General features: G+C 41.0%; 16 protein-coding genes. 3 read left to right on the plus strand and 13 right to left on the minus strand.

From position 1 onward, the window contains the following. Positions 1 to 11: 11 nt before the first annotated feature. The 12 genes from NT136_00335 to NT136_00390 form a co-directional block, all read right to left on the minus strand. Positions 12 to 443, minus strand: coding sequence for a signal peptidase II (locus tag NT136_00335; protein ID MCX6765412.1), 432 nt, complete (start codon positions 441 to 443; stop codon positions 12 to 14). Continuing rightward, complete coding sequence (locus tag NT136_00340) at positions 425 to 778, minus strand: TraR/DksA C4-type zinc finger protein (GenBank protein ID MCX6765413.1); 354 nt, start codon at positions 776 to 778, stop codon at positions 425 to 427. Before NT136_00340 ends, NT136_00335 begins: the two co-directional genes overlap by 19 nt. 79 nt (positions 779 to 857) lie before the next feature. Beyond that, positions 858 to 1,256: a YraN family protein gene (locus NT136_00345; GenBank protein ID MCX6765414.1), complete on the minus strand. Its 399-nt coding sequence runs from the start codon at positions 1,254 to 1,256 to the stop codon at positions 858 to 860. Between the two features lie 823 nt (positions 1,257 to 2,079). Beyond that, positions 2,080 to 3,198 carry a hypothetical protein gene (locus tag NT136_00350; GenBank protein MCX6765415.1) on the minus strand — a complete coding sequence of 373 codons (1,119 nt, stop codon included), beginning with the start codon at positions 3,196 to 3,198 and terminating at the stop codon, positions 2,080 to 2,082. Positions 3,199 to 3,286: 88 nt separating this feature from the next. Then, positions 3,287 to 5,407 (minus strand): polyribonucleotide nucleotidyltransferase, encoded by a 2,121-nt coding sequence (gene pnp / locus NT136_00355; GenBank protein ID MCX6765416.1) that lies wholly within the window; start codon positions 5,405 to 5,407, stop codon positions 3,287 to 3,289. Positions 5,408 to 5,621: 214 nt separating this feature from the next. Beyond that, positions 5,622 to 6,326, minus strand: a complete 705-nt coding sequence (locus NT136_00360; GenBank protein MCX6765417.1) for a hypothetical protein — start codon at positions 6,324 to 6,326, stop codon at positions 5,622 to 5,624. Positions 6,327 to 6,331: 5 nt separating this feature from the next. After that, positions 6,332 to 6,829: an NYN domain-containing protein gene (locus NT136_00365; protein ID MCX6765418.1), complete on the minus strand. Its 498-nt coding sequence runs from the start codon at positions 6,827 to 6,829 to the stop codon at positions 6,332 to 6,334. Beyond that, on the minus strand, positions 6,830 to 7,096 hold the full coding sequence (rpsO, locus tag NT136_00370) for a 30S ribosomal protein S15 (protein MCX6765419.1): 267 nt from the start codon (positions 7,094 to 7,096) through the stop codon (positions 6,830 to 6,832). Positions 7,097 to 7,173: 77 nt separating this feature from the next. Next, positions 7,174 to 7,455, minus strand: coding sequence for a hypothetical protein (locus NT136_00375; protein ID MCX6765420.1), 282 nt, complete (start codon positions 7,453 to 7,455; stop codon positions 7,174 to 7,176). 58 nt (positions 7,456 to 7,513) lie between these two features. Beyond that, positions 7,514 to 9,955, minus strand: coding sequence for a DNA gyrase subunit A (gyrA, locus tag NT136_00380; GenBank protein MCX6765421.1), 2,442 nt, complete (start codon positions 9,953 to 9,955; stop codon positions 7,514 to 7,516). A gap of 30 nt (positions 9,956 to 9,985) precedes the next feature. Further along, positions 9,986 to 10,294, minus strand: a complete 309-nt coding sequence (locus NT136_00385) for a hypothetical protein (GenBank protein ID MCX6765422.1) — start codon at positions 10,292 to 10,294, stop codon at positions 9,986 to 9,988. Between the two features lie 130 nt (positions 10,295 to 10,424). Then, the gene (locus tag NT136_00390; GenBank protein MCX6765423.1) at positions 10,425 to 11,135 is read right to left on the minus strand and encodes an MBL fold metallo-hydrolase; all 711 of its coding nucleotides are present in this window, start codon (positions 11,133 to 11,135) and stop codon (positions 10,425 to 10,427) included. A gap of 269 nt (positions 11,136 to 11,404) precedes the next feature. Between NT136_00390 and NT136_00395 the strand changes: the two genes are divergently transcribed. Both NT136_00395 and NT136_00400 read left to right on the plus strand, forming a co-directional pair. Next, a complete protein-coding gene (locus NT136_00395; protein MCX6765424.1) occupies positions 11,405 to 12,745 on the plus strand; it encodes a S1 RNA-binding domain-containing protein in 1,341 nt (446 codons plus the stop codon). A gap of 79 nt (positions 12,746 to 12,824) precedes the next feature. After that, a complete protein-coding gene (locus NT136_00400) occupies positions 12,825 to 13,469 on the plus strand; it encodes a hypothetical protein (GenBank protein MCX6765425.1) in 645 nt (214 codons plus the stop codon). A 35-nt stretch (positions 13,470 to 13,504) separates the two neighbouring features. On the opposite strand, the gene NT136_00405 is transcribed toward NT136_00400, so the two are convergent. Next, positions 13,505 to 13,687: a hypothetical protein gene (locus NT136_00405; protein MCX6765426.1), complete on the minus strand. Its 183-nt coding sequence runs from the start codon at positions 13,685 to 13,687 to the stop codon at positions 13,505 to 13,507. A 56-nt stretch (positions 13,688 to 13,743) separates the two neighbouring features. On the opposite strand from NT136_00405, the gene gmk reads away from it, so the two are divergent. Beyond that, positions 13,744 to 14,322: a guanylate kinase gene (gene gmk / locus NT136_00410; GenBank protein ID MCX6765427.1), complete on the plus strand. Its 579-nt coding sequence runs from the start codon at positions 13,744 to 13,746 to the stop codon at positions 14,320 to 14,322. Positions 14,323 to 14,367 lie beyond the last annotated feature (45 nt).

The raw sequence follows: 14,367 nt of genomic DNA on the forward strand, positions 1-14,367 counted from the left end.
TTATTATCATACTATAATTTCAAGTATTTTACTAGCAGCAAAATACCGCCGAGGACGATGAAGCTGTCGGCCAGGTTGAACGCCGGCCAAAACTTAAGGTCAATGAAGTCGATAACGCAGCCAAACATTATGCGATCAATGATATTAGAAGTTGCTCCGGCCAGAACAGGAATTATGAATAATGAATTATGAATCACAGATTTTTTGCTAATAAAGGCAAATATTAAAATAGTAATTGCTAAAAGCCAAAAAAGCCAAAATAAAATCTCGGGTACTTTTATTCCCCAGGCAATATTTATGTTGCAAATATAAAATCCGCCCCCTTGGCGGATTAGATACTTAGAAAACTGGTCGAGAGGGACTAGAGCAAAAAACAACAGCGCAAAAAGTATTTTTTTGGTTTTTATTTCAGGGTCCATAATGCCTACTTGCACCGGATGCATGTCTTGGCGGCGGGATAAGCCCGCAGTCGCTCGATGTTTATCTCTTGACCGCAATTGCCGCAGGTTCCGTAAGTTCCCTCTTCCATTCGTGCCAGAGCGTCGCCTACATCTTTCAGGCGCTTTTCAAGAGTGCTCTCCAGGGCTAAATTATCAGTGTATTCCTCAACTTCTGACGCGTTTTCATCCACATCGGTGCCAAGATCGCTAAATTTGGTTTTATAGTCCCCAGGAACTTCGGTAGGGGCGGCAAAGTTTTTCAGCTCGTTTTCAAGACGATTTTTTTCTTTGAGAAGCTTTTCTTTCAGTTCCGTTTGAATTTGAGGGTCAATGGCCATAGCAAAAGATTGTTAGAAAATTAAAAGATGGAAAATTATTCCGTCTTGTTTTTATTGTACTGGTAAACAGTGATATTGTCTAGATAAAAATGTTTTCAAGATGGCTTATTTTAAATGCTTTTCGGTTTTCTCCGATCCAAACGGAAAGAGCGTCAAAATGATACGGCTTATCCCAGGCGTTTTCCTGCTTAATATAAAACAAGGCGATTTTGTTTAATTTGTGAAGCTTGGCTTTGGTAATATTTTCCTCGGGAAGCGACTTATCGCCAGCGGAAAGCTCCCGCGTTTTTACTTCCACAAAAACGATCTCGCCGTTTTTTTTGGCAATAATATCAATTTCACCAAGTCTTCGCCCGAGAGGATTTTTAAAATTTTTTTCCAGAACCTTGTATCCTTTGTTTTTTAAATATTCTGCCGCAATTTTTTCGCCCAGCTGCCCGGTATTTAATTTCTCTTTTTTCCAGAATAAAAGCTTCATAATCAGATTATAGCAGAAAAAACAAAAAACACCCTTGGCTGGTGTTCTTTTTCCCAATATTTATCAAACAATAACTTTAGTTATTGACTGATAGATATTGGGAACCGGGCGCTACTAACGCCCATAAAAATATAATTTTTTAGCGAGAGCGCCCGGTGTTTGTTGTATTGTCAACACACCAAGAGCACTTTTAGCCGGGTGAGAGGCATAAAATGGCATTCTTTGGGTGTGTATTTTGTACAATACCCCATGACATCCACTTCTGACTTAGTAATGTCTTTCCTCTACTATTCTCTGGCTTTTAGCCTTTTATCAAAGAACAAACTTTTTTATTTTTTGTATTTGTTTAAAAAAGTTTTTTTGTTTTTGTTTTAGGGTCTTGCTGTCAGATAGCAAGCGCCTAGTCCCGACGGGTAACTACCTTAAGAGACAGTCACTCGTTGGGGACTAGGACTTGAACAGTAGAAGAATTCCAATCACAAATAGGGGGAAATTGTGATTGGAAATGCTTCCACCATTCGTTTTTAGGGCTTTTTAAGGTACAACCTGTCCTTATTATAGCAGAAAATAAACTAAGAGTCAATTCTCCCTAAGAAATTTTTGGCTAATCTTAGCGTTTAATCGGAAAGAAAACATCTCGGTATTATCCCAAATTGTCCTAAGAAATAAATACGGCATTCAGAAAAGTGATTTACTTTTTCCGGCTTAGTTAGGTAAAGTGTGGAAAATAAGCCGCATTCCTGACAAGTTATCAACAGGTTATTAAGAATTTTAAGCAACTATTGTTTTTCTGAGCCTTTTTCTTGGACTTTTCCGAAGGGCTCTAAAGAGCTATTTTGTCCAGTATCGCCCGGATGGTATTTTTGCTTGTTCCAATAACTAATTGGTCGGCGGTAACAGCGTAGTCAATAGAAAGTGACTCTTCTGGATTAAGATTGGCGTAACGAATCGAGAAGTCCTTGTATGTGCTGCTTTGGAATAATTTGTCTTTTTCCTGCGGGACAGCATCGAGAAAAAGGAAAGAGAGATCATTGATAAGTGTTTTTTCCTGGTTCTTCATCGCGGCAGTGGCTCTTCCCTTGTCTTTAAGATCTGCTGCTATTCCTATTCTAACATTTTCCGAATCGGGATAAAAGAAAAGAGAAAATTCTTCTCCTAAGTTACTTAATACCGGAGAGAGCTTGAGTCCCGAAAGAACAGCAAAGATATGAAACACTATGGGGTTATTGTTGCTGTCAGTAATGATAAACTCGATGGGAGAAGTTGTTTCTGATTTTTTAATTTCAGAAGCAGTTTGAGCAAGTGTTTGCTTAAGTGTTTCAGGAGTGGCTATTTCAGTGTCGATGGAAAGATAGTTAGGTTTCTCCGCTGAAAATTTTTCTTCGATTTTTTCAACCGCTATCGGCTCTTCAGCGGGAGAAGGAATAACTGCTTCGGGAGTAGGAGCTGGGGCAGACGCGTTTCTGGTCAACCAGAAATAGTATCCTCCGGCAGCCAAAGCAAGAAAGGAAATAATTAAAGCGCTAACCAAAAGTATTTTTTTCCAATTAAAACCGCGTTTTGGATATTGCTCAACCGGTGTTTTAGATTCCCGGCGCGGAAGAGACGGACCGCTTTTTTTAGAAAGATCGTCTGGACGAGAAGCCGGAGAGTAGAATTTGGGAGAGGGAGGAACATTTAAAAAAGGGCTGGAGGATTGAGAAGTATCAGGCCTGTACTCTGCCGAGTTGTGACGCTTGGGAGGGGCGAAAAAATCTTTTTTTCTTTCCGGGTCGCTATATTGCCTTGCTTCTTCTGGTGGAGCAGTCAATCCTTCAATAGCATTAAGATCATCCTGCATTGTATGAAGCGGAAAGTCCTCGCCGGCCGTGCCAGATCCCCTTTTTGGAATGTCGGGACTGACGGGCTGATAATTGTTTTTGTTATTTTTAAAACCGAACATAAAATTTGCTATGCTGTTAAAAATAAAAATAGAAGCATCTCCGCTTCTATTTTACAACAAGAATGTTTTATTGCCAAGACATTGTCAACTATCTCATAGTATGGGTAGCGTCTTTGAGTGAAAGATTGATTCTTCCTTGCTCGTCGATATTTTTTACTTTTACTGGAACAACATCACCTATCTGAACTATGTCCTCCACGCGGTTTACCCGATAATCAGCTAGTTCGGAAATGTGAATCAACCCTTCCTGGCCCGGTAAAATCTCAGCGAAAGCTCCAAAATTTATGATTCGGGTAATCCGGGCATTAAAGAGTTCTCCAGGCTTGACTTCATGAGTGAGATTATCAATCCATTTTTGGGCTTTTTTAGAAGATGATTCGTCAGGTGAAGTGATAAAAACCGACCCGTCGTCCTCAATGTCGATTTCCACTCCAGTTTGTTCAATAATTTCGTTAATGATTTTGCCGCCAGCGCCAATGACGTTTCGTATTTTTTCCGGATTAATCTTCATAATAATGATGCGCGGGGCGTACTGGGACATTTCGTTGCGGGGAGCTGAAATTGTCTCGGTGATTTTTTTAAGTATTTCCATTCGGTTTTTATGGGACTGATTCAGTGCAGCTTCGAGCATTTCCACTGTCAAGCCATCCACCTTAACATCCATCTGGAGCGCGGTGATGCCTTTTTCTGTTCCAGTTGCTTTAAAATCCATATCGCCAAAATGATCCTCCAGACCCTGAATGTCGGTCAGTATTTTGAAATTGCCGTCATGGCCAACAATAATTCCCATCGCAATGCCGCTCACCGGCCGTTTGATCGGTACGCCGGCATCCATCAGGGACAAAGTGGATCCGCAAGTGGCGGCCATTGAGGAAGATCCGTTGGAAGAGAGTATTTCAGAAACCAGAAGAATAGTGTAAGGAAACTCTTCTTTGGAAGGGATCACTGGCAAGAGCGCTCTTTCAGCCAGGAACCCATGTCCAATTTCCCGTCTTCCTACTCCCCGCATCTTTTTGATTTCGCCGGTGGAATAGGGCGGAAAGTTGTAATGGTGAATGTAGCTTTTTTTAGTGTCGGCCTCCATTGAATCAATAAGCTGCTCGTCGCCGGGAGAGCCAAGAGTGGTGACAGTAAGCGCCTGGGTCTCTCCCCGGGAAAAAAGCGCCGATCCGTGAGTGCGGGGCAAAATCCCGACTTGACAGTCAATCGGCCTGATTTCATCCAGTTTCCTGCCGTCAGGCCGCAGTTCTTTTTCCAGGATATTTTGGTGCACAATTTCGTCGGCTGCTTCTTCAAAAACCCAGTCGGCAATTTCTCCTAGTTTTTCGCTGTTTTCCCCGCCTTTGGCTGAACTGCTTTCTTTAATGTAGGTGAATACTTTTTCCCGGATAGCGCTTACTTTTTCCTCCATCACTTTTTTATCTTTTTCGTAAAGCGCTTCGGCAATTCCTTCTTTGAAAAGAATATCTCGGACTTTACCCTCAAATTCAGGAGTTCCAGTCAGCCGCACTAGTTTGGCTTTTGGCGCTCCCGCTTCTTTGGCTATGTTTTCAATAAAGGTAGCGATCTTGCGAATGGCTTCATGACCAAACTGGAAGGCCTTGACAATCTCTTCCTCGGGAACTTCCTTGGCGCCTGCTTCAATCATGTTTATTTTTTCTTTAGTTCCGGAAAGAACGAGATCCAGGTCGCTTTCGGCTAATTCCCCGTTGACCGGGTTAAGGACAAATTCTCCATTTATTCTCCCGATTCGCACGGCAGCTAGCGGACCATTCCAGGGAATGTTAGAAATAGAAAGAGCGACCGAAGCGGCAATGACGGCAACAATATCCGGATCGTTCTCACCATCAATGGAAAGAACAGTCACTATTACTTGAACTTCGTTTCGCATTCGCATATCAAAAAGCGGGCGGATAGTCCGGTCTACTACGCGACCGGTGAGAATTCCCTCGTCTGATGGCTTTCCGTCGCGTTTGATGAATTTTGAGCCCTTTATTTTTCCGGCGGCGTAATAACGCTCTTCGTAGTCAACCATCAGCGGAAAGTGATCACTGGCTTTGGCGGCGTCCTTGCTCATTACAGCCGTGGCCAGCACCATCGTGTCGCCATAGCGAACAGTTACCGCGCCGTTAGCTTGTTTAGCCAGCAATCCGGTTTCAATTTCCAAGATTCGCCCTCCGATCTGGAGAGACCATTTTTTATGCTCCATATAGAACGTATCAGCTCTTCTGCTGATGACGCTTGAAGTAAAGTCAAAAATGAAGGTTTAATATATTTGTCATCCCGGACTTGATCCGGGATCTAATCTAATTAGATGCTGAATCAAGTTCAGCGTGACATTTATGCTAATTAAACTCTCATTTTTGAGCTTACCTAACGCACCAGCAAAGGACTATTTAATAAATTTGTTAAGTATTAAAACATTAGCTTATTTTGATAATTTTGTCAAAAAATAAATTGACATATTCCAATTCTTTCTTTATCTCCTTCATATCGTCACAAACACTTTCAATTATTATCGGTACTTCTTTTTTCGGAAGCATCTTGATAATTTTATTCTGCCTAGTTTTGAAGAGCGGTTCGTGATATTTTTGAAAGCCGCTTATATGGATCTCACATAGTCTGTTTTTGAAGGCCTTATAAAAATCCCAAGCCAATCTCAGCGATTTGTCGTTTGAATAGCAATGATTTAAGTCAAGAACGAAGCCATAATCGTTATTTTCAAGGACTTGTTTTACATCTTTGACTGTTTTTCCGAAATTTTTGCGAAAATCCATATTTTCAACTGCAATCGGAAAATTATAGTTGTCAAAAATATCCCAGTTATCAACTCGGTCCGGATGGATAACCACACATTTGAAAGAAAACCTCTCATGCGCTTCCTGAATGGAATCAAGTACTTTGACGGCTTCCTGGTTTTGACCATATATGACATTACTGGGAGCGTGAATTGAAATATAAGAAAAGCCTTGAAAGTCCGAAACTTCAAGGTCTTTGAGTTGTTCTGCCTGGTCTGATCCTAACTCGACCGCGTTTGCCCCTGTATTTCTGATAATATCCAGCATTTCTTTGGATATCGGGTGGAAAGTGTGATGAAGAACACCGGAATTAAAGCCGATTATTTTCATAAAATCTATATCAAAAACTTCTTTTTACTTTCCGAAAGATTGGTAAACTCATCCGCTTTTTCGATGAGTTTGGTGCTAGCAGATTCTTTAAAAGCTATGACTTCAACTCGGCAACTGAGAGTATTTTGAATGTATTCTACTACCGGAAGATAATCTCCGTCTCCAGAAACTAGAATAATAACATCCAGATTTTTAGAAAGCTTAATCGCGTCCACCGCGATGCCAACGTCCCAGTCGCCCTTCTTTTGGCCTCCGGGGAAAATTTGAAGGTCTTTTGTTTTTACTTCAAATCCCTGTTTTGTTAACGCTTCGAAAAATTTCTCTTCCTGACCCTCGACAGTTTTTATTCCGTAGGCAATTGCCCGAATCAGTTTGCGCTCACCAACCGCTTCCTCCAGTACTTTTTTGAAGTTCACTTTTTTCCCGTGAAGCACCCGGGCGCTATAGTACATATTTTGAATGTCAACGAGAACTCCAACCCTTTGTTCTTTAAATTTGGACATTTATTTTAATTCTAGTTTTTTAATTAACTTCTTATATGATTTTTCATTCGTCTTTTTTAAATACTCCATTAATTTTCTTCTTTTGGCCACCATTTTCAAAAGTCCCCGGCGGGAATGGAAATCCTTCTTATTTTTCTTGAGATGTTCAGTCAGGCGCTTGATTCTTGCGGTAAAAAGCGCAATTTGGTATTCCGGCGAGCCGGAATCTTTCTCGTGCCTTTTTACCTCTTTAGTCACTCTTTCTTTTTGCTTATGCGTTAACGCCATAGTTTTTGGCTAAACACTCGCTTGGGTTTCCCGAAACCAGTGTTTGCTAGTAAATTATTAGTTTCAAAAAAATCTTATTATCCACCTTCTTCAGTTCTTTCTGCTGCGAACAATTTCATATGCTGTTTTTCTACTTCTGAAAGCGATTCGGTTTCTTTTATAAAACCAACCAGTGCCTCCCTTAATTTTTCGGCATAATCAGCTTCACCCTCATCGCCAATTGCCACTCCTATCTTTTCTTGGGCGTCTAGTAATTCTTCCAGAGTTTTCAATCCCCTAATGTATCTTATCATATCCTCCTTTAAAACCTCAATTTCTTTGTTTTCTTTTTGGCCTTCAAAAAATTTTGATTCATTCATAGTTTTTTAGTTGATAATTATTCGTATATTCGTACCTAATTCGTAATTCGTAGAGAAATTACAGCACTGCCGCCGCCGATATTTTGTCTCCCGCCTCTGGGCGCATAATCCGCACTCCCTGAGTGGCTCTTCCCAGCACCGATATGCTTTTGAGAGGAATTCTGATTATCTGGCCTTTTTCCGAAGTAATAATCATATCTCCTTCAATGTCATCTACGTTAGCTATGTTAGCCCCGACTAGTTTTCCGGTCTTGGTAGTAACTTTAGCGGTTTTGATTCCCGAGCCGCCCCGGCGCTGGACCTTATAAGATCTGAGATCTGTTCTTTTGCCAAATCCGTTCTCACTGATTATCAGAAGTTGATTCCCTTTTTGCCCTTTAAGTACCGCGTTCATGCCGACGACTAAATCATCCTTTCTTAATTTAATTCCCCGTACTCCGGAAGCATTTCGCCCCATTGGCCGCACATCCGATTCTTTAAAGTGAATAGCTTGGCCGTGAGAGGTGGTAATGACAATTTCATCCGTTCCGGTCGTTGCCTTTACCCACCCCAGCGTGTCTTGTTTTTCGAGTTTGATAGCAATAAGCCCACTGCGGCGTACATTGTCAAAATCGGAGAGGTGGATCTTTTTAACAATGCCGTGCTCGGTGGTCATAAAGAAATATTTGTAATTGTCGCTTTTGCTATAGGGGATCATTTCGGTTATTTTTTCATCCGAAGCAAGCTGCAAAAAGTTCACGATCGCCTGGCCCTTGGCTGTTCGTGTTGATTCCGGAATCTCGTATGCTTTGGTTTGATACACTTTTCCGGTATTGGTAAAAAACATTAAGTTATCGTGAGTCATCACACTGGTAACCTGTTCGATGACATCTCCTTCTTTGGTGGTGGCTCCAATCACTCCTTTTCCGCCGCGTTTTTGCACCCGGTACGCGCCCGGATTCATTCGCTTGATATAGCCATCCTGGCTCAAAGTAATAATCGCTTCATCATTGGCTATCAGATCTTCCTGCTTGAACTCGCCGATTCCCGAGCGAACCACCTTTGTTTTTCGCTCGTCGCCGTATTTTTCCTGAATTTCCCCTAGCTCCTTTTTTATGGTCTCCGAGATTTTTTTCGGGCTTTTAAGAAGTGCCTCCAATTGGACAATGAGCTGTTTCTTTTCTTTGAGCTCATCGTCTATTTTGCGACGCTCCAGCCCAGCCAGTGTTTGAAGTTTCATTTCCAAAATGGCCGTTGCTTGCTGATCAGAAAAACGGAATCGCTTAATCAAATTCTGGTGGGCTATTTCCCGGGTAGCTGATTTTTTGATGGTGCTAATAATAGCATCAATATGATCCAGCGCCTTTTTTAGTCCTTCTAAAATGTGAGCGCGTTCCTTGGCTCGAGTCAGGTCAAATTTGACTCGACGGGTTATTACAATCCGGCGGTGATCAATGAAAAAGGAGAGAATCGATTTCAGGTTAATCACTCTTGGTTCAATTCCCTCAACCAGCGCCAGCATATTGACGTTAAAATTTTTCTGAAGATCAGTGTTTGAATAAAGCGAATTCAGCACTTTTTGAGGATAAGCATCTTTTTTCAGATCAACCACGATTCTCACTCCTTCTTTGCCGGACTCGTCGCGAATGTCTTTAATTCCCTGAATTTTTCCGTCTTTTGTTAACTGGGCAATTTTTTCTATTAGGACTGATTTATTAGTAGCATAAGTTATTTCACTGACAATGATCTGGAAACTCCCTACTTTTGTTTCGGTAATTTCAGCCTTGGCCCGGGTAATGATTTTTCCTCTTCCAGTAGAATAGGCCTCTTTAATATCTTTAGCGTTGTAAATTATTCCCCCGGTGGGGAAATCAGGTCCCTGAATGAATTTCATCAGTTCCTCGGTGCCGGCTTCCGGATTATCAATAAGGTAAATCAAAGCGCTTACGACTTCAGAAAGATTGTGGGGAGGAATGCTGGTTGCCATTCCCACCGCGATTCCCATCGTTCCATTAAGAATGAGCTGGGGAATTTTAGCCGGAAGAACTACCGGCTCCTGATGAACGCCGTCAAAATTGGGGACAAAATCAACTGTCTCTCTTTCAATGTCAGAAAGTATTTCCTCGGCAATGGGCGCAAGCTTTGCTTCAGTGTAGCGGTAGGCGGCGGCGCTGTCTCCGTCCAGAGACCCAAAGTTTCCCTGTCCCCAGACTAGCGGGTAGCGCATATTGAAATCCTGGGACAGGCGGACCATTGAATCGTAAACGGCCACGTCTCCGTGAGGGTGGTATTTCCCAATAACTTCTCCCACAACGGTAGCGGATTTTCGGAATTTAGCTCCCGGCCGGAGGCCGCTGTTCCACATGGAATAAAGAATGCGGCGATGAACCGGTTTCATCCCATCGCGGACATCCGGCAGGGCGCGCGAAACAATTACGCTCATGGCGTAATCCAAATATGATTGCTGAATTTCTTCAGTTATCTCTCTGGGATGGATGGTTTCCTTTTTCTTCTGTTCCATAAACTTTAATTAGGAAAAAGTATTGGCGTCTTAATTTTCAGGCGCCAATTCTGGCTGAGTAATTGTTCCTTCCTCTGAGGCATTTTGCTGAAGGTCACCTTCGGATTCTCCGATAAAATCTTGAAGCGAAGGCAGCTCCTCCCGGACATTATTCCAGTCGCTCTGGAGACCGGAAGAATTTTTTTCTTCAGGCATCGCGTTTTTGAAGGATTCCTGGAGGGAAAAAATCCAGATGATAATAATAAAAACCATAACAATCACCACGCCGCCCAGGACATAGCGCATCCGAATATGCTCAGGTTGACGGCGGATATTTTCAATTTTGTCAGAAATAGACATTAGAATAAAATCTTTACGAATTACGAATCTAGTACTAATATACGAATTTTTTTAACCAAAAATTAAGTGAAGCAATTAAACTTATCTTTGGATATTGGTATATTCGTATTAAATTAGTAATTAGTAAAGATTACTCCACACTCATTATCACCACTTCCATACTTTTCTCTTCCAAATCCCTTTTCTTAAAAGACAGTTTATTTGATTTTTGGCTGGGGCAATTTCCCATTTCAGCGCAGAATTTCTTTTCGTCAGCGATATCAATGGCCGAACCCTTGATTTTGTAGTGCATCGGAATAACAATTGCTGGCTCAATTTTTCTTACCAACTCTGCCGCTTTTTTGCCATCAAGAGTGATTTTGCCACCCACTGGAATAAACAAGACATCTATTCCGTCAATTTCTTCAAGCTGTTCCGAAGTAAGATCGGTTCCCAAGTCCCCCAAGTGGCAGATTTTCATTTCTTCCGATTCAATAACAAAAACAGTACTGTGTCCTCTTTCCTCTCCTCCCTTTTCATCATGAAATGTGTCTATCCCAACAGCGTTTATGCCTCTGGCTGAATACTCCCCCGGAAGATCAATAACAAGCGGGCCATTCTTAAGTGCAGAAGTATTGTTATGATCGTAATGATCATGGGATACAAAAACAATATCCGCGTGCCCCTGAGGTGACCGCAGTCCAATGGAGCGATCAAAAGGGTCGGTAAAAATGACCACATCTTCAGTGGCTCTTCCTGCTGGTTTGGTTGTTATTTTAAAACAAGAATGGCCGTAATATTGGATATTCACGATTTCTTTACGAATTACCTGCCTGCCGGCAGGCAGGCGAATAACGTACAAATATACGAATTATTAATTTATTCTTAATTAATATACATAAGCAGTTTATCACAAAAAAACTGTTTTGTCGAAACGGCTCTTGCCAAAAATAGGTAATTAATATATGATTCTCTCTAGTAGTAATTATTAAGAAAATTGAATAGAGGATAAATTAAGATCCTCATTTTTCTTAATAATTTCCTTTATTTTAAGGGAAATTTTTGTTTTATATCTCGCCCTCTTAATTATTGACTTAATAGTTAGTGTCGGCGTTGATATTTTTTAGATTTATGAAAAAAGACAATAAAAAAAGCAAAGATATTTTAGACAAACTGGCGGAAGAAGTTGACAGAATTCCAGAAGAAAAATCCGCCTTGCCGGAGCAAAAGGAGAGCAAAACAGCTGAGGTGTCTGAAGCAAGCGGCTCACCGATGGGCGATCTTTTGGAAAAGTATCCCATAAGAATTCCCAAAATTAGCGATGTTCTTGAGGGAAAAGTAATTGAGGTATCGTCCAATCACATTTTGCTTGATCTTGGACCGCTGGGGACTGGGATTGTGCTGGGAAAAGAAGTTAAGGATGGCTTAAGCGTGACCTCTAAACTGAAAAAAGGGAATGTTGTTAGCGCGACGCTTACGGATCTTGAGAATGAAGACGGGTTTCTTGAGCTTTCCATCCGGGAGGCCTCTTATGAACGGGCTTGGGATGATCTTGAATCCAAGCGTGACACCCAGGAAATTATCATTACGAAAATACTCGATGCCAATAAAGGAGGATTGATGGCGGAGGTAAACGGCATTGCCGGGTTTCTTCCGGTGTCACAGCTTTCCAGCGAGCACTATCCTCGAGTTGAGGATGGCGACAAAAATAAAATACTGGAATTGCTCAAAAAACTTATAGGAGAAGAAATGCAAGTGAGGATTATTGATGCCGATCGCGAGGCGGAAAAATTAATTGTAAGCGAAAAAGCGGCATTAAGCGAAAAAGAGCATGAGGTAATTTCTCAACTCAAAGTAGGCGATGTAATTTCCGGAGAAGTCAGTGGCGTGGTTGATTTCGGTGCTTTTGTGAAATTTCTTCCCCCCTCTAAAAAGGACTCTGAAAATGAAAAAGATAAATTAGAAGGGCTGGTTCATATTTCGGAGCTGGCCTGGCAGCTTATTGACAATCCCCGGGAAATTGTCAAAACCAGCGATCAGGTAGAAGCCCAGATTATCGGAATTGACAATACCCGGATTTCTCTTTCCCTCAAAGCGCTCAAAAAAGATCCCTGGAGCGAGATCGAAAAGAAATACAAAGCGGGAGATGTGGTTAAGGGCAAAGTGGACAAAATAAATCCTTTCGGGGCATTTGTTTATCTTGACAAGGACATCCATGGCTTGGCTCACATCAGTGAATTCCGGGAAGCCGTCCCCGACAAAAAAATGGAGGAAGTCCTCAAAACCGGCGAGAGCTACAGCTGGAAAATTCTTTCTATTGAACCCAAAGAGCATCGAATGGGGTTGATGTTTATAAAGGATGAAGAAAAAAAGCCGGTTGATAAAAAATCAGAAGAATTAACTAAAAAAGCAGAAAAGAAAAGTAAAGAGAAAAAGGAAAAGAAAGAAAAGGATAAGGACAAAAAAGAGTAAAAATTCTGCAAAAATGGACGCCGGCGTCCATTTTTGGTTATAATATAGTAAATAGCTAAACCTAAGCCACAAAACCATTATGGAAAAATATTCTTACGAAAAAGCTTATGAAGAAGCCGCGAAAATGCAGGAAAAAATAAAGAAAGACGAAGCGAGAAATTATTATGATGCCGAGAGACTTGTAGAAAAGGAAGATGAAGAAAAAGCAAGGCTCAAAAAATATGAGAAAAGCTTTGGTAACGAAGCAGAAATGATTATTGCGGAACTATTGAAGGAAGCTCCATTTATCAAGTCGGCAGAATTAGGAACAGACAATGAGGATAAAAAGGGTAAGTCGGACGTCTGGTTCAATTTTAGGGGAGACGAAATAACAGATCCAACAGCGCTTCAGCTTACCACATCAAGCAACCCCGAAAAAGTATCAAGTAAAAGAGAAAAATTACCACCTTTTGCAAAAAAAGAATACAGAAACGATGCTCAGATCAAATTTGATAAAAAAGCCGATCTGGTTTTTGTTCATTGCGACAAGATTTATCTGGGAAGAAAATGGAATGAATATCTGGAGAAGAAAAAAGAAAATTCAAATACAACCCTAACAAGTGTTTTAGGAAAAAAATTTGTAATTGATATTTTTTTACAAATTCTAAATGGGCTAGGAAAAACAAATCCTCCCAAAAAGACAATGCTTTTAAATTTTTTGAAAGAGTTTGAAAATTCTTTATAAAAAACAAAAGAGCTGAAGATTATTATTCTCCAGCTCTATGCAACACCAGCCAGCCCTTTTTCTCTTACGAAATTTAAAGTAAATACTGCAGAACCCTTAATTGTAAGAACATGAAACTCTCCATCCTTATATTCAACAGAAATAATTTTCGGGCTTTTTAAAAGGTAACTAATAACCTCTTCTTTAGTTACTTCTCTGTTATTTTTATTTTTGGACATTTTCCCTCCTTTCGCAGTCGTTGTGCGAGTTCATAATTTAGCACGGGTATAAAAATATGTCAACAACCGGTAAAAAACTCAACCTTTTCATCATCTCCGGTCCCTCCGGTGCCGGCGAGGACTCTATAATTTCCGGACTCAAGAAATATTTTCCCATTGAGCGGGTAATAACTACCGCCACGCGCTTGATGCGTCCCGGCGAATCCCAGAGTAAACCTTATTATTTCATTTCCCGGGATGAGTTTCAGAAAAAAATAGGAAAAGGGGACTTTATTGAATATGCCAAGGAGTATAACAATAATTTTTATGGGACAGAAAAAAAGGAGCTGGAAAGGGTCAAAAATTCCGGAAGAGTTGGAATCTGGAAAATTGAATATCAAGGAGTAATTACCGCCAAAAATCTTTTCCCGGAAATCCCGGTGATTTTTATTACAGTTTCCAATCTCAAAATCCTCGAAGACCGCATCCGCCGCCGCGACGGGGTTTCGGAGGAATATATTAAGGAACGGATGGAATATACTAAGCAGTGGATGAAGCACAAAGATATTTATGATTACAAAGTGGTAAATGAAGAAGGAAAACTGGACGAAGCCATTGCTCAAACCGCCGAGATTATCAAAAATCATGTCAAATAAACCATCCTCCTTATTAGTCGGTAACAATTCAGCTTACTTTTCTAG

Source organism: Candidatus Moraniibacteriota bacterium (assembly GCA_026396275.1).
Classification (GTDB): Bacteria; Patescibacteriota; Minisyncoccia; order Moranbacterales; family JAPLXC01; genus JAPLXC01.